This window comes from Streptomyces sp. NPDC057565 (assembly GCF_042801455.1).
GTDB lineage: Bacteria > Actinomycetota > Actinomycetes > Streptomycetales > Streptomycetaceae > Streptomyces > Streptomyces yanii.
In genome coordinates this window covers 1-14,020 of the sequence record NZ_JBHVFU010000032.1, presented here as the reverse complement: position 1 = coordinate 14,020, position 14,020 = coordinate 1, and the positions used below count along the sequence as shown (strand labels likewise).

The window sequence follows — 14,020 nt, the reverse complement described above, 5'->3', positions numbered from 1 at the left end:
TGGATCCATGTCGAAAGAGCAATCCGTCCCTGTGCTGCTGGCCGAGGGATTGACGAAAAGGTACGGCCGCCGGGAGGCGTTGAGCGGGGTCGATCTGAACGTTCCGGCCGGTTGCGTCGTCGGTCTGGTCGGCCCGAACGGGGCCGGCAAATCGACGCTGTTGAATCTGGCCTGCGGGCTGCTCGAGCCGACGTCGGGCTCGTTGCGCGTTTTGGGGTCCCGTCCGGCGGCGAGTGCCGCGCACCTGGCCCGAGTGGGGTTCGTGGCGCAGAACACCCCGGTGTATCCGTCGTTCAGCGTGGCCGACCACCTTCGGCTGGGCGCGCGTCTGAACCCGTCGTGGGACCAGAGCCTGGCCGAGCGGCGCATCACGCAGGTCGGGCTCGACCCGGGCCAGAAGGCGGGACGGCTGTCGGGCGGTCAGCGCGCGCAGCTAGCACTGACGATTGCCGCCGCCAAGCGCCCCGAGCTGCTGATCTTCGACGAGCCGGCCGCCGCGCTGGACCCGCTGGCGCGCCAGGGGTTCGTGGTGAGCCTGCTGGAGTTCGTCGCCGAACTCGGTGCCAGCGCCGTGCTGTCATCGCATCTGCTGGGTGACATCGAGCAGGCATGCGACCACCTCATCGTGCTGTGTGAATCGCGGATCCAGGTCGCCGGCGAGGTCCGGGACCTGCTGGCCGCCCACCACCGGCTGGTCGCGCCCCGCGGCGAGCTCGACCGGCTGCCCGCCGGGGTCGAGGTCATCCGGACCGAGCACCACGCCCAGTCCAGCAACGCGGTGGTGCGTACCGGCCTTCCGCCGTCGGAGATCCCGTTCCGGGCTGAGCCCGTCACGCTCGAAGAGCTGGTGCTCGGTTACATGTCGCGGGCGAACGCGCCGGTCGCCGAGGTCGGCGCCGTGGCCGGGGAGGGAGTGCGATGATCTGGTTGAACTGGCGGCAGTTTCGCCTCCAGGCGCTCGTCGGCGCCTTGGGGCTCGCCCTGGTCGCCGTGTACCTGCTGTACCTGGGCATGGACATCCGGGACGCCTACGACGCCTACCGGTCCCGGTGCACCGACCCTGCCAGCTGCGCACAGGCCGGCAGCCAGTTCCAGAGCGCCTACAGGAACACGCTGCTGTTCCTGGCCGGCGGGCTCGGGCTGATTCCCGTCATCATCGGGGTGTTCTGGGGGGCGCCGCTGATCGCGCGGGAACTGGAACTCAGCACCCATCGGCTGGTGTGGAACCAGAGCATGACCCGCCGCCGCTGGCTGATCGGCAGGATGGCGTTCGTCGGCGTGGCCGCGATGGTCATGACGGGCCTGGTCGCCCTGTTGCTCACCTGGGCGGCCTCCCCGTACGACCAGGTCGCCTCCGACCGGTTCGGCACGGTGGAGTTCGGTGCCCGCAACATCGCCCCGATCGGCTACGCCTTCCTCGCCTTCACCCTCGGCACCATCGTCGGCCTGCTGGTGCGCCGGACGCTGCCGGCGATGGCCATCACGGGCGTGGTCTTCCTCGTTGTCCAGTTCGCCGTGCCGAATCTGGTGCGGCCGCATCTCATGGTGCCGGAGAAGGCGTCCCTGCCGATGTCCGCGCAGGCCATCAACCAGGCCAGGAACCTGGGCAGCATCACCGGCGCCCCGGTCATTGGCGGCCTGCAGGTGCCCGGCGCCCCCGACGCGTGGATCAGCCGGACCAGCCCGCTGCGCACCGCCGACGGGCGAACGGTGGGCGGGAGCACGTTCAACGAGTGCCTCAACTCCCCGCCCAGGACCGGCGCCGGCGGCACGTTCGGTGACGCCGCGGTGTGCCTGTCCGAACTCGACCTGCACGTTGACATCGAGTACCAGCCCAGCAGCCGGTACTGGCCGTTCCAACTGGCCGAAACCGGGCTCTATCTGGTGGCGGGCGCGTTCCTCACCACCATCGCTGTGCGGCGCGTCAGGCGCGCCTGACGCGCTCATGCTCACTGATTCTCGTTCCGGCTGCCGATTCAGAAAACTAGGTCCCTCATGCCGCTTGCCAACAGTCATGGAAAAGATGCCGGTCCGTCTCCAGCGAATCCGGCTGTGCTGGTCAGCATCGGGTTGGGCGTGGTGTTCGTCCTGGGCATCGCCTTCACCGCGTACATGCTCATCGTTAGCTGGGGCGGCGCCTACTGGATCCACACCACCGCCGTCGCGGTGGTGATGTGCGGGCTGGCGCTGCTGCGCGAGCGAGGAAGGTCGTGGACGGCAGCGGCGGGCGTGGCCGTCACGGCCGTCGCCGTCGGGGTGTCCCTGGCCGGCGACCTTCCGCAGGAGCCGTCTCCCACGGCGGCTCTGGCGCTTGCCGTGCTCGTCGGTTCCTCCCTCAGAACGCTGCGGGTACTGCCGGCCGTCGCCATCGCTGCGGGCGGCGTCGCGGTGACCGCGTTCGCCTGGGTCTGCGGGCCCACCGGCGTGACGAGCATGGCGACCCTGCTGGTGCTCGGCGGGCTGATCGCCGGGCCGTCGCTGCGCGCGTTCGCCCTTGTCCGGCGGTCCGGCGCTCCGTCGCCGCCGCTCGGCCGGCCGGAGCAGTAGAGATGGAACGCAACCGGGACGTGCCGGGCACCGTCCTGCCGGACAGCGCCGCCGGACGGCGCATCGATAGTCTGACCGGCATGACCATTACGGGGGGATGGGGCCGGGTCGTGTCCGTGGCCGGGCTCGGCGCCGTCCTGCTGGCGGCGATCGCGGTGCAGGCCGCCGCCATCGCACAGAGCTGGGGCTCCTGGTACTGGATGCCGGGCTGTGTCTGCGCGGCGGCGGTGTGCCTGTCGGCGTTGCTGGGGCTGCGCCGGCCGCTCCGGCCGGCAGTCGCGGGGCTCGGCGTCGCGGCGGCGGCCATCGTGGCCACCCGTGTGGCCGGCCCCGACCTTCCCGCCGAACCCAGCCCGGCCATGATCCTGGGGTTGGCGGTGCTGACCGGCTCCGCGCTCCGGGCCCTTGCGCCGGTACCGGCCGGTGCCATCGCGGCCGCCGGACCTGCGGTGATCATCGCCAGTCAGCTCGCCGCCGGGCCGCCGCCCGTCGGCCTCGCGGCGGTGACGGCGCTGGACGGCTTGGTCTGGCTGGCCGGCGCCGGGACCGGGCTGGCGCTGCGGACGTTGGACGCGCGGGCGTCGGCCACCGCCGAGCGGGTGCGCCAAGCCGAGCGGCTGGAGCTGGCCCGGGAACTGCACGACGTCGTGGCCCACCACATCACCGGCATGGTCGTCCAGGCGCAGGGCCTCCAGGTGGTCGCGCGGAGAAACCCCGAGCAGGTGACCGACTACCTCAGCGAGATGGAGGCCGCCGGCACCGAGGCCCTGGCCGCGATGCGCCGCGTCGTCGGGCTGCTGCGCGACGCCGACGACGCCGCACCGGCGTCCCCCGGACCGGAGCGGCTCGGCGTGCTGGTCGAGCGTTTCGGCCGAAACGGCCCCGCGGTGCGCCTGACCCTGCCGGACGGGGAGACCACGTGGCCGCCGGAGGTGACCAGCACCGTCTACCGCATCGTCCAGGAGGCGCTGACCAACGTGCTGCGGCACGCGCCCAAGGCCCGCGCCGTCACGGTGACCGTCGAGCAGGACCCGCGGGACGTCACCGTCGAGGTCACCGACGACGCCCCGGCGGCCCAGGCCTGGCACCCTCATCGCGGCGGCTATGGTCTGATCGGCATGCGCGAACGCGTCGAGACGCTCGGCGGCTCGCTGCGCGCCGGACCACGACCCGGCGCCGGCTGGTCGGTGCGGGCGACCCTGCCCGCCCCCACCAGGGAGCCACGATGACCATCTCGGTCCTGCTCGCCGACGACCAGTCCATGATCCGCCGAGGGCTGCGGCTGATTCTGGAGGACCAGCCCGACATCAGGGTCGTCGGGGAGGCACCCGATGGGGCCGAGGCGGTCGCCATGGCCCGGCGGCTGCGCCCCGACGTGTGCCTGGTGGACATCAGGATGCCCCGGCTCGACGGCATCGAGGTGACCCGCGCGCTGGCCGGCCCGCAGGTGCCCGACCCGATGCGGGTCGTCGTGGTCACCACCTTCGACCTCGACGAGTACGTGTACGGGGCCCTGCGAGGCGGTGCGGTGGGATTCGTCCTCAAAGACGCCGGGCCCGCCCTGCTCGTCGAGGCGGTCCGCGCCGCCCACAACGGCGAAGCACTGGTCTCGCCGTCGGTCACCGTCCGGCTGCTGCGGCACCTGACGGCCGCCTCGACACCCTCGCGCGCCGCGCAGCCCCTGCCGCTGTCGGACCGCGAACTCCAGGTCGTCCGAGCCCTCGCGCGCGGCCGGACCAACCAGGAGATCGCCGCAGAACTGCTCATCTCGCTGAGCACGGTCAAGAGCCACCTGTCGGCCATCCAGACCAAACTCGGAGCCCGTAACCGGGTCGGAATTGTCACCTGGGCATGGGAGAACCGGCTCGTCGACTCCGGCTGACGCGGCACCACCAGCCGGCACACATGCGGGAAGCTCGCGCGAGCTCGCCGGTCGCGCGGGTGACGGAGCTTCAGCAGGCCGGGATGGCCTGTGCATGGCCGTCGGCCTGATCGTCGGCAACGTCTTCCATCCGGGCGCGGGGATGCACATCGCCGCGTCCTCCCTGAGCACCGACGACCTGCCCGAAGGCACGACCAGCACCCACATCGACCTGCCGGACTTCATCCTGTCGATCATCCCCGGCACCATGTTCTCCGCCTTCACCGAAGGCGAGATCCTGCCCGTCATGCTGGTCTCGGTGCTGTTCGGCATCGGCATCAAGGCCGTCGGCGAGCCGGCACAGGGGCTGCTGCGCGGCGTGGAGAACATCTCCAAGATCGTCTTCAAGGTCGTCGGCTGGGTCATGCGCACCGCTCCGCTCGGCGCGTTCGGCGGCCTGGCACTGACGGTGGGCAAGTACGGCATCAGCACCCTGCACCAACTGCTGATCCTCGTCGCGATCTTCTCCGCGACCTGCGTGGTGTTCATCCTCGTCGTCTTCGGCGGCCTGCTGCGCTACACCGGCCTGAATCTGTTCAAGCTCTGCCGCTACCTCAAGGAAGAAATCCTGATCATCCTGGCCACCTGCTCCAGCGAGGCCGTCCTGCCCCGCATGGTCGGCAAGATGGAACACCTCGGCGCCTCCCGCCCGGTCGTGGGCCTCACCTCCCGGCCGGCTACTCCTTCAACCTCGACGGCACTGCCATCTACCTGACCATGAGCTCGCTCTTCCTGGCCCAGGCCCTGGACATCCACCTCTCCATCGGCGAGCAGCTGGTCATGCTCGGCATCATGATGCTCACCAGCAAGGGAGCAGCCGGCGTGCCCGGCGGCGCGTTCGTCGTCCTGGCCAGCAGCGTCAGCATCATCGGCCACGTCCCCATGGCGGCCCTGGCCCTCATCGTCGGCATCGACCGATTCCTCAACGAGGGCCGCATCCTCACCACCGTCCTCGGCAACGCGGTCGCCACCATCTTCATCGCCAAGTGGGAGAAGGAATTCGACCTCGAACGCGCCAAGGCCGTCCTCGACGGCAAGGACGTCCCGCCCATAGGCGCTGATGAACACCAGCCCGTCCCTGTTCTGCCCGACGCCACCCCGGCACCGGCCGCAGCGGGCTGATCCCCACCGCGCAGGGCGGCCGGCCGCACGATCCGGACGGCGCCGACCGCCCCGTCACCCGCACTGTGCCCGTTCCACCGGAAGGAAGCGCGGCACCCATCGTCCACCGCACGGCGCTCGTGCCCCACCACCCCGCAACGGGCCGTGCTGCCGCCGACCGTCTCCCCCTTCGGCCTCCGGCGCACACGACAGGAAGGGGCACGAGTAGCGCGGCCAAGCTGCGCCGCCGTCCCCACGACTGGTCCTGGCCACTCTGGCCTGATTCCGAACACGCACCCGGGGCCCGCACCGACATCAGCGGTGCGGGCCCCGGGAAACGTGCTCACATGTGGCCTCCCAGCAGGTGTAGACCCGAGCGGTGGTACACCGGCGGCCGCCGGTCCGCATCGGCCAGGTGCTCGTGGATGCGCAACACGACGATCTCGTGGTCGTCGGCCGGATGCACCGCGTGGATGGAGGTCTCCATCCCTGATCTTGCGTGGGTATCCCCGGCTTCAGCCGGGGAGGGAAACGCGTCCGGGTCCTTCGACTCCTGGGGCTGGCGTCTGCCGTTCCTGCTCGCCTTCCCGCTGATGGGCATCGCCGTCTACATCCGCCGCAGGGTGGAGGAGTCGCCGCTCTTCGACGAGATGCGGCCCGCTGCACGAGGAGGCAGCGGGCCGCACGGTGTGGTTCGCCCGGACCGTCGGCAGCGCACGGGGCGGTGCCGGCGGTCCGGGCGACGGGGCCTGGCGAGGCTCAGACGGTGGTGACGTTGTCCTTCTCGCGCATCCGTGCGCCCAGGAGTCCGCCAAGGGCGGTGATCAGGGACAGGATCATCAGCAGCAGGGCCGCCGGCCACGAGGCACCGCCGCCGGCCGCCAGCAGTGCGGTCGCCAGGAACGGCAGGAAGCCGGTGAGTGCGCCGGCGAGGTTGTAGGACAGCGCCACGCCGGTGTAGCGCAGCTGCGCCGGGAACAGGTCGGCGAGCAGCGCCCCGGACACTGCGTAGGCGATGGAGAGCACCGCGACGCCGACTGTCATGGCCAGCACGACCACGAAGGGATTCTTGGTCTCGACCAGCCAGAAGACCGGGAAGGCGAGGACGGCGCTGAACAGGCCGCCCCACAGCATGACCCGGCCGGGGCCGAGGCGGTCCGCCATGCGTCCCACGACGATGATCACCGCGATCTCGACGACTGCAGCCACCAGCGTTCCGTTGACCATGAGGGATCGCGGCAGTCCCAGGGTGTCGGCGCCGTAACTGATCATGAAGGTGGTCAGCATGTAGAACCCGCCGACTCCCAGGGTTGCCGAGGCTATCGCGATCAGCAGTCGGCCCCAGGCCTTACGGAAGACGTCGAGCGCCGGCACCTTGGCCTGCTCGTTGTGCTCCATCATCTCGTCGAAGAGCGGCGACTCCTCCACCCTGCGGCGGATGTAGACGGCGATGCCCATCAGCGGGAAGGCGAGCAGGAACGGCAGACGCCAGCCCCAGGAGTCGAAGGACCCGGACGGCAGGAGGAGTACCAGGGAGAAGGCGCCGGAGGAGAGCAGGGTGCCCACAGGAGAGCCGACCTGGGGGAGTGCGGCGTACCAACTGCGCTTCTCCGGCGGCGCGTGCTCCACGGCCAGGGTGACTGCGCCGCCCCACTCTCCACCGACGGCGATGCCCTGGACCAGGCGCAGGAGCACCAGCAGCAGCGGCGCGGCGATGCCGATGGTTGCGTAGCCCGGCAGCACACCGAGCAGCCCGGTGGCCATACCGATCATCACCACGGTGATCAGCAGAGCCGGCTTGCGGCCCATGCGGTCGCCCAGCCAGCCGAAGGCGAGTGCGCCGATCGGTCGGGCGGCGAATCCGACACCAAAGGTCGCGAAGGATGCCAGGGTGGCCGTGGTGGGGTTGAGGGTGGTGAAGTACAGCCGGTTGAAAACGATGGCGGAGGCGGTGCCGAAGAGGAAGTAGTCGTACCACTCCAGTGCCGTGCCGACGAAGGCCGCGAAGGCGACCCGCCCGGCGTCCTTGCCGGTCGCTGTGGCCGGCGTGCCCGGCGGAGCCCCTGGGGTGACCTGACCGACTGTGCTCATGTGTGACTCCTTGGGTGCGGCCGGGGCGATCCGGACGTAGAGAGGGGACCATCCGCGGCTGCGATGTCCCCGAGTGAGTCGGCGCCGTGGACACACTCCCCGGCCACGAAGGTGGCCAGGACGTCGATGGCGCCAATCCGAGCACTGTCGACACTGACAGGGTCATCGGAAAGTATGACAAAATCGGCGAATTTGCCCGGCGTGATGCTGCCGCGACGGTCCTCGTCGTGGCTGGCCCACGCCGCATTGATGGTGTAGGCCCGCAGGGCCTGCTCCGCGCTCACCCGCTCATCCGGGGCGAGCACTGTGCCCGCCCGGCTGAGACGCTCGACCATGGACTGGATGCCGAGGAGGGGGGCGCCCGGGGCGACGGGCCGGTCGGAACTGCCCGGCACCCGGATCCCCCGGTCGAGGAAGGACCGGTGCCGGTACATCCAGAGGGTGCGTTCGGGGCCGAGTCCCTCGGCCATGCTGTCGCCCACCTCGTACAGGAAACGCGGCTGCGGCACCGGGACCGCGCCCAGCGCGGCGTAGCGGTCCAGCTGGTCGGGTCGGACCACCCCGGAGTGCTCGATGCGGTGCCGCACGTCCGGGCGGGGCAGGATGTGCTGTGCCTCGGTGAAGGCGTCCAGGGCGAGGTCGACGGCGCTGTCGCCGATGGCGTGCGCGGCCACCCGCCAGCCGGCCCGGTGGGCGTCGACGACGAGCCGGTGCATCTCCTCCGGGCTGTTCTGGTAGACGCCACTCGCGTGGTCGTGCCCGCAGAACGGCTCGGAGACCGCAGCCGTGCGGCCGATCAGCGATCCGTCCAGCCAGATCTTCATCGGGCCCAGGCGCAGCCGGTCGTCGCCGAAGCCGGAGCGCAGGCCCAGGTCGATTCCGGTGGTGATGCCGTCGTCGGCGTGCGCGTGCAGGGCGTGCAGGTTGTCGGCGGCCACCATCAGCTCGACCCGGGTGCGCAGCGTGCCGCGTTCGCGGGCCAGCTGGTAGGCGGCGGCCTCGACGGGGCTGCGGCCGATGAGGCCGAGCCCGATCCCGGCCTCCACCACATGGGTCAGGCCCTCCGCGGCGTAGACCTCGCTCGCCCGGCCGAGGGCGTCGGCCAGGTCGGCCACCGGGTAGGGCATGACGAGGTCGGTGACCAGAGACTGGGCCCGTTCCTGGAGCAGACCGGTCGGGGTGCCGTCGCCGTCGCGTACCACGACCCCGCCCTCGGGGGCGTCCACGCTCCCGTCGAGGACGCCGGCGCGCCGCAGCACCTCGCTGCCGGCCACGCACATGTGCCCGGAGCGGTGCTTGAGCCACACCGGCCGCCCGTCGGCGGCCCGGTCCAGTTCCGTGCGGTGAGGGTGTCCGCCCATGATCGTGTCGTCGTACCCGGAGCCCACGATCCAGGCGTCGGCCGGCAGGCCGGCCGCGCGGCGGGCGACGGCGTCGTAGACCTGGGACAGCGTGGTCGCCGTGCTCAGGTCGAGTTCGCCCAGGGACTGGCCGAACCAGGCCATGTGGTTGTGGGCGTCGCCGAATCCGGGGACGACGACCGCGCCGCCGCAGTCGAGCACGGTGCGCGCGGGCAGGTCCTCGACCGTCTCGTCGAGGCCGACGATGCGCCCCGCCAGGACGCCGAGGGTGCGGGCGCTGGGATGGCGGTCGTCCACCGTGCGGATACGGGCGTTGCGGAGTTTGAGATCGAGCATGGAGCGGCTTTCGGATGGGCGGGCGGGGACCGGTTCGGTGCGGTCCGGTTCGGTTCTGGCCGGGCCGGGTGGCCGTGGCCGGTTCAGGCGAGGTTCTGCAGGCGGGTCAGCGGCAGGTCGGCGGCGCGGTGGATGTCCACCGGGCGGCCGTCGACGAGGACCGGGTCGGGCGTGGTGGGCACCTGCACCGTGGGCACGGCGGTGTTGGCGACCATGTCGCCGCGTGTCAGGCCGCGGCTGTTGCGCAGGGCCGTGTAGCGCACCCCCTTGGGGAGGGCGTCGGCGCAGGCGCGGTCGTCCAGGCATGCCTGGGAAACGAAGACCGTGGACAGCCGGCGCGGAGCCCCGCCCAGGCCGCCGAAGTAGGGCTTCATCACCCGCGGCTGGGTCAGCCGGGTGGAGCCGGAGCCCGATCCCGACAGCCCCCAGGCAACGAAGCCCGCCTTGAGCACCAGCTCCGGCTGCGCGCCGAAGGTGGCGGGGCGCCACAGCACGATGTCTGCGATGCTGCCGGGCCGCAGGGAACCGACGTCCGAGGCCATGCCGTGGGCGATCGCGGGGTTCAGCGTGATTTTGGCCAGGTAGCGCAGCACCCGTTCGTTGTTGACGAAGTCCGCACCGGTCTGCCCGGCCAGGTGGGCCTGGACGTGGGCGAGCTGCCAGGTGCGGCGCGCGGTCTCGGCGATGCGGCCCATGCCCATGGAGTCGGAGTTGACGATGCTGATCGCGCCGAGGTCGTGCAGGGCGTTCTCGGCGGCGATGGCGTGTTCGCGCACTCGGCTCGCCGCGATGGAGACGTCGCTCTCCACCCCGTGGTGGCCGCCGTGGACGGTCATCGTCATGGGCAGCAACTCGGCGACGGTGGCCGGGGTCAGAGGCAGTGTCGGGGTGGTGGAGGAGGTCAGCACGTGCGGCTGGGAGACGATCTCCAGCAGGTCGGGGTGGCCGCCGCCGCCCTCGACGTGGTAGGCGTGCACGGTGCGTCCGCGGGTGGCCGAGAGAGTGTCGGCCAGGTAGCCGGACTCGTTGAGGGTGTCGGTGTGCAGGGCGACCGGCAGGTCGGCCTCCTCCGCGACGCCCAGGCAGGTGTCGATGATGCGAGGCGTGGCCCCCCAGTCCTCGTGGATCTTGAAGCCGCCGGAGCCGGCGAGGACCGCACGCTCCAGCAGCTCCTGCGAGGAGGAGGAGCCGCGGGCGAGGAACGCCACGTTGACCGGGGCGTCGCGCCAGCCCTCGATGAGGCTGTGCAGGTTGTAAGCGGGGTTCGCGCCGACGTCCCACACGCCGCCGATGCCCATGCCGACCATGGTGGTGACGCCTGCGGAGAGCGCCGCAGGCACCACCTCGGGGCTGGAGAGGTGGACGTGGGAGTCGACGACCCCGGCCGTGGCGATGAGTCCCTGGCCGTTGATCATCGCGGTGTGGGAATCGACGACGAGCTCGACGCCGTCGTTGTTCTCCGGGTTGCCGGCCCGCCCGACGCCGACGATCCGGCCGTCCTGGATGCCGATGTTGGTCTTGCGGACTCCGAGCAGTGGATCCATGACGACCACGCCGAGGATCACCATGTCCAGAGCGCTCTCCCGCGGGGCGCGACCGGCCACGAGCAGGCCGTCGCGGGCGGTCTTGCCGCAGCCGCCGAGCATCTCCTCGCCGGGCTCGGTGTCGTCGGCCTCCACCTGCACCCACAGGTCGGTGTCGGCCAGCCGGATCCGATCACCCGTGGTCGGGCCGTACAGGGACGCGTACGCGCGCCGGGACATCCGGCTCATCGGTTTCCTCCTCGTGCCACCACGGTGACGGTGCGGGTCGCACCGGGCTCGAACCGGTCCGACGTCCCGGCCGGGACGTCCAGCCGGTGGCCGCAGGCGGCCTCGCGGTCGAACTCCAAAGCGGCGTTCGCCTCCTCCAGCGGGAAGTGGGAGGAGACCCACACCGCACGGGCACCCCGGTTCGTGATCTGAAGCTCCTTGCGCCGGCGGCCGGGAGCCAGGTCCCTCTCGCCCTCGACGGCCAGCACGGCGCCGGGGTCGCTCGGCCCGGCCGGCCCGAACGGGTCTGCGACGTGGACCAGCGTGGAGCCATGCGGGAAGAGCGCCTCCACCTGGATGCTCGGCACAGTCCCGGCAACTCCCGGCAGCAGCTGCTCGCGCGGGACGACCTCCCGGGCACGAACGACAACGGTCTCCAGCGGCACGCCGTCCCAGGCCATCTCCAGGACCTCGTCGCACACCAGGGCGACGGCCTCGGTCGCACCGAGCAGGGCACCGCGGGCCAGCCGCCGCCGTGCGAGTTCGGCGGCCGAGAACAGCGTCAGACGTTCCTGCTCGCGTGGAGTCAAGTGCATGGGCATTCCCCTCGAGATCGTGCACGGCCCCCTGACCGCGCAGCGGGGCACGCACAGCACAATGCCCTGGCAGGAGAGCGTGAACAATGCCAAAACGCTGCGTGCCGGAGCAGCGATAATGGGCACATGCACAATCCACCGCGCATTGACGGTCCCGCTCGCGCCCCCGCCGCCCGGCCCGGCGCTGACATGGGCGCATCGGTTTCCCCCGAGCTGCGCACCCTCGTGCGCGACTGCCTGGACGACCTGGACGAGCTGGTCGGGCGCTACGTTCCGGAGGTCTCCGCGTTCGACGGCTACGAGGCCACGGTCCCGCCCGAGGACCTGCGTGAGACCGCCCGGGCCTGCTTCGAACTGCTACTGCGCCTGATCGGTGATCTGCCAGTGCCCGAGGACCTGCGCGAGGTGCCGGACCGGCTCGGCCGCCGCCGTGCCCACCAGGGCGTGCCCCTGGAACGGCTCCTGCAGGCGGTACGCATGGATTTCCGCGTGCTGTGGACCGCGATGCTCGAACGCACCCGCCCGCACGACCAGCTGCAGCTGACGCGAGGGGCGGTGCGGGTGTGGGAAGCCGTGGAGTTCCACACCGTGCACGTGCACGCCGCCTACCTGGACCAGATCGCCGTGCTGGCCCGCGAGCAGGAACGCGAACAGGCCGCACTCATGGGCAGGCTGCTGTCCTCGGACGGCCGCGACCAGCAACTCGTCGCGCAGGTGGCCACCCTCCTCCAGGTGAACGCACAGTCGGAGTTCGCCGTGGCGGTCGCGCCGCCCGAGTCGCAGCAGGAGCTGCGCAGGGCCGTCACGGCACGACTGACGGGCCAGTCCGCCCACTTGCAGCAGCACAACGGCATGCTGGTGCTCGTGGCCAGGCTGCCGCAGGGGGCGGACGCGCCCCCGCCCGCCTGGCTGGACGGAGTGGCATGCGCGGTCGGGCCGGTGGCGCGCGGACTGGCCCGCGTCCCCGACATGGTGCGTGTGGCCGAGACGATCGCCACGACGATCGACGGAGGGACGGCGCACCCGGTGACCCTTGCCGAGGCATGGATGCCCGTGGCCGCGGCGCGGCTGGGTCCGATGGCGGGGATGCTGGCCGACTCGGTGCTGTCCGATCTGGACCGGCTGCCTCCGCACGAGCGCGAGCGCCTGCTGGACACTGTGGTCGCGTACTGCGGGTCCGGGTCCGTCGCAGCGGTTACCCGCGAGCTGTACTGCCACCGCAACACCGTGCTCAACAGGCTGAGCCGGTTCACCGAGCTCACAGGCCTCCACCCCACCAGGCCGACGGAGGCGGCCGCGATTCTGTTCGCCCTGGAATGCGCCCGCAGCCGCACCGTGTGACCACCCGCGGCGCAATCGTCCGCGCGTCTACCACTGGGCGGCCGAACGGCTGCCGGTCATTGCCGAGTTCGATTACCAAGGCGAGGGACCCTCACCAGATGCGGTAGGCACTGGCCCGGCGCAGCAACAGCAAGCCCGACGAGATCGCCAACTACCTTGCCTACGCCTCGTCGGAGGCCACCGACCAGACGGATACGCCGGTGGCGACCGGAGCCCGCTGCGTCGGGGGCCCGCCCCGGGCGGGCACTGCGCCCGCCGGCGAATCCGTCTGCGGCGTGACCGCGGACGTCTGTGCCGCAGGCATCTTCGCTGCCGAGCTCTTCCGCCGGGAGCGCACTCGCGGCCGTTTCACCGGCTCATCCGGTCCCAGCCGGGCGAGTTCCTCCGGCGTCCAGCCCGCGGCTTCCGCATCCACGTAAGCCTTGCTGTACGACGCCTCCAGAGCGGCCAGTTCCTCCAGCAGTGCGCTCCGCTTGGCCAGGACCTCCACCGGCGGCCCGATGGCCTGCTCGCGGTTTGCCTGGAGTGCCCTCATGCTCCGCAAGATCTCACCTACTTGGCATGCGGTGCTCGTAGTGCCCGCGCTGTTTTCGACAGGGTGAAGCGGAGCCACTCGGGCAACGAGATGGGAGAGCCACCGTGCTCCGTCCGTAAAGACGATGGACCGCTGCACATGTCCAAGATCAGCAGTGCTTTGACAGCCACTCCTATCGGGTGAGCTCCGGAATGCCGGGGCACGCGGATCTGGGCCGACCGTCGGGAGCGCGTGGGCATGGCCGCCGGCCGCGTCGAGATCGTCCCGCGTGACCCCCTGTGGTGTGGGACGGCTTTGGAGGCCGCCACGGAATCTGCCGGATCATCTGAGTGCTTTCGTGGATACCCCCGCCTTCAGGACTCTGCTGAGGAATGCGTGATTCGAGCAGGACTGGGTCGTTGTTCCTCCGTGACTGTTGTGGTTATGGGCGGGAGGGCCGA

General features: G+C 71.1%; 14 protein-coding genes. 8 read left to right on the top strand and 6 right to left on the bottom strand.

Features of this window, described 5'->3' with window-relative positions; all coding sequences use genetic code 11:
• The first annotated feature begins 7 nt into the window (after positions 1 to 7).
• From ACFU8W_RS34735 to ACFU8W_RS34705, 7 genes are all read left to right on the top strand, one after another.
• Entirely contained in the window at positions 8 to 922 is a 915-nt protein-coding gene (locus tag ACFU8W_RS34735; RefSeq protein ID WP_384045930.1) for an ABC transporter ATP-binding protein, read from the top strand.
• Complete coding sequence (locus ACFU8W_RS34730) at positions 919 to 1,938, top strand: ABC transporter permease subunit (RefSeq protein ID WP_384045926.1); 1,020 nt, start codon at positions 919 to 921, stop codon at positions 1,936 to 1,938. The genes ACFU8W_RS34735 and ACFU8W_RS34730 overlap by 4 nt, the downstream gene beginning before the upstream one ends.
• A 114-nt stretch (positions 1,939 to 2,052) precedes the next feature.
• Positions 2,053 to 2,547 (top strand): metal transporter, encoded by a 495-nt coding sequence (locus ACFU8W_RS34725; protein ID WP_384045923.1) that lies wholly within the window; start codon positions 2,053 to 2,055, stop codon positions 2,545 to 2,547.
• Positions 2,548 to 2,549: 2 nt separating this feature from the next.
• Positions 2,550 to 3,776: a sensor histidine kinase gene (locus ACFU8W_RS34720; protein ID WP_384045920.1), complete on the top strand. Its 1,227-nt coding sequence runs from the start codon at positions 2,550 to 2,552 to the stop codon at positions 3,774 to 3,776.
• Positions 3,773 to 4,429, top strand: a complete 657-nt coding sequence (locus tag ACFU8W_RS34715) for a response regulator (protein WP_384045917.1) — start codon at positions 3,773 to 3,775, stop codon at positions 4,427 to 4,429. The genes ACFU8W_RS34720 and ACFU8W_RS34715 overlap by 4 nt, the downstream gene beginning before the upstream one ends.
• 94 nt (positions 4,430 to 4,523) lie before the next feature.
• Positions 4,524 to 5,183 carry a cation:dicarboxylate symporter family transporter gene (locus ACFU8W_RS34710; RefSeq protein ID WP_384045915.1) on the top strand — a complete coding sequence of 220 codons (660 nt, stop codon included), beginning with the start codon at positions 4,524 to 4,526 and terminating at the stop codon, positions 5,181 to 5,183.
• Positions 5,184 to 5,185: 2 nt separating this feature from the next.
• Positions 5,186 to 5,590 (top strand): cation:dicarboxylate symporter family transporter, encoded by a 405-nt coding sequence (locus tag ACFU8W_RS34705; RefSeq protein ID WP_384045913.1) that lies wholly within the window; start codon positions 5,186 to 5,188, stop codon positions 5,588 to 5,590.
• A gap of 322 nt (positions 5,591 to 5,912) precedes the next feature.
• Here the strand turns inward: ACFU8W_RS34705 and ACFU8W_RS34700 are convergent, their stop codons facing one another.
• The 5 genes from ACFU8W_RS34700 to ACFU8W_RS34680 form a co-directional block, all read right to left on the bottom strand.
• Positions 5,913 to 6,056 carry a hypothetical protein gene (locus ACFU8W_RS34700; protein ID WP_384045910.1) on the bottom strand — a complete coding sequence of 48 codons (144 nt, stop codon included), beginning with the start codon at positions 6,054 to 6,056 and terminating at the stop codon, positions 5,913 to 5,915.
• Positions 6,057 to 6,328: 272 nt separating this feature from the next.
• The gene (locus ACFU8W_RS34695; RefSeq protein WP_384045907.1) at positions 6,329 to 7,660 is read right to left on the bottom strand and encodes an MFS transporter; all 1,332 of its coding nucleotides are present in this window, start codon (positions 7,658 to 7,660) and stop codon (positions 6,329 to 6,331) included.
• Complete coding sequence (locus tag ACFU8W_RS34690; protein ID WP_384045904.1) at positions 7,657 to 9,357, bottom strand: amidohydrolase; 1,701 nt, start codon at positions 9,355 to 9,357, stop codon at positions 7,657 to 7,659. Before ACFU8W_RS34690 ends, ACFU8W_RS34695 begins: the two co-directional genes overlap by 4 nt.
• A gap of 83 nt (positions 9,358 to 9,440) precedes the next feature.
• On the bottom strand, positions 9,441 to 11,129 hold the full coding sequence (locus ACFU8W_RS34685; protein ID WP_384045901.1) for an urease subunit alpha: 1,689 nt from the start codon (positions 11,127 to 11,129) through the stop codon (positions 9,441 to 9,443).
• Positions 11,126 to 11,704: an urease subunit gamma gene (locus ACFU8W_RS34680; RefSeq protein WP_384045898.1), complete on the bottom strand. Its 579-nt coding sequence runs from the start codon at positions 11,702 to 11,704 to the stop codon at positions 11,126 to 11,128. The genes ACFU8W_RS34685 and ACFU8W_RS34680 overlap by 4 nt, the downstream gene beginning before the upstream one ends.
• A 126-nt stretch (positions 11,705 to 11,830) precedes the next feature.
• Here ACFU8W_RS34680 and ACFU8W_RS34675 point away from each other — a divergent pair, with 126 nt between their 5' ends.
• Positions 11,831 to 13,045, top strand: a complete 1,215-nt coding sequence (locus ACFU8W_RS34675) for a helix-turn-helix domain-containing protein (protein WP_384045895.1) — start codon at positions 11,831 to 11,833, stop codon at positions 13,043 to 13,045.
• A 160-nt stretch (positions 13,046 to 13,205) separates the two neighbouring features.
• On the opposite strand, the gene ACFU8W_RS34670 is transcribed toward ACFU8W_RS34675, so the two are convergent.
• Positions 13,206 to 13,580 (bottom strand): hypothetical protein, encoded by a 375-nt coding sequence (locus ACFU8W_RS34670; RefSeq protein WP_384045892.1) that lies wholly within the window; start codon positions 13,578 to 13,580, stop codon positions 13,206 to 13,208.
• Positions 13,581 to 14,020: the final 440 nt, after the last annotated feature.

What these genes read in the sequence shown, in the direction of transcription:
- ACFU8W_RS34735 (WP_384045930.1), top strand. Translation starts at nt 8, where the DNA reads ATGTCGAAAGAGCAATCCGTCCCTGTGCTGCTGGCCGAGGGATTGACG.
- ACFU8W_RS34695 (WP_384045907.1), bottom strand. Translation starts at nt 7,660, where the DNA reads ATGAGCACAGTCGGTCAGGTCACCCCAGGGGCTCCGCCGGGCACGCCG.
- ACFU8W_RS34690 (WP_384045904.1), bottom strand. Translation starts at nt 9,357, where the DNA reads ATGCTCGATCTCAAACTCCGCAACGCCCGTATCCGCACGGTGGACGAC.
- ACFU8W_RS34710 (WP_384045915.1), top strand. Translation starts at nt 4,524, where the DNA reads ATGGCCGTCGGCCTGATCGTCGGCAACGTCTTCCATCCGGGCGCGGGG.
- ACFU8W_RS34700 (WP_384045910.1), bottom strand. Translation starts at nt 6,056, where the DNA reads ATGGAGACCTCCATCCACGCGGTGCATCCGGCCGACGACCACGAGATC.
- ACFU8W_RS34715 (WP_384045917.1), top strand. Translation starts at nt 3,773, where the DNA reads ATGACCATCTCGGTCCTGCTCGCCGACGACCAGTCCATGATCCGCCGA.
- ACFU8W_RS34705 (WP_384045913.1), top strand. Translation starts at nt 5,186, where the DNA reads ATGAGCTCGCTCTTCCTGGCCCAGGCCCTGGACATCCACCTCTCCATC.
- ACFU8W_RS34685 (WP_384045901.1), bottom strand. Translation starts at nt 11,129, where the DNA reads ATGAGCCGGATGTCCCGGCGCGCGTACGCGTCCCTGTACGGCCCGACC.
- ACFU8W_RS34680 (WP_384045898.1), bottom strand. Translation starts at nt 11,704, where the DNA reads ATGCACTTGACTCCACGCGAGCAGGAACGTCTGACGCTGTTCTCGGCC.
- ACFU8W_RS34670 (WP_384045892.1), bottom strand. Translation starts at nt 13,580, where the DNA reads ATGAGGGCACTCCAGGCAAACCGCGAGCAGGCCATCGGGCCGCCGGTG.
- ACFU8W_RS34730 (WP_384045926.1), top strand. Translation starts at nt 919, where the DNA reads ATGATCTGGTTGAACTGGCGGCAGTTTCGCCTCCAGGCGCTCGTCGGC.
- ACFU8W_RS34720 (WP_384045920.1), top strand. Translation starts at nt 2,550, where the DNA reads ATGGAACGCAACCGGGACGTGCCGGGCACCGTCCTGCCGGACAGCGCC.
- ACFU8W_RS34675 (WP_384045895.1), top strand. Translation starts at nt 11,831, where the DNA reads ATGCACAATCCACCGCGCATTGACGGTCCCGCTCGCGCCCCCGCCGCC.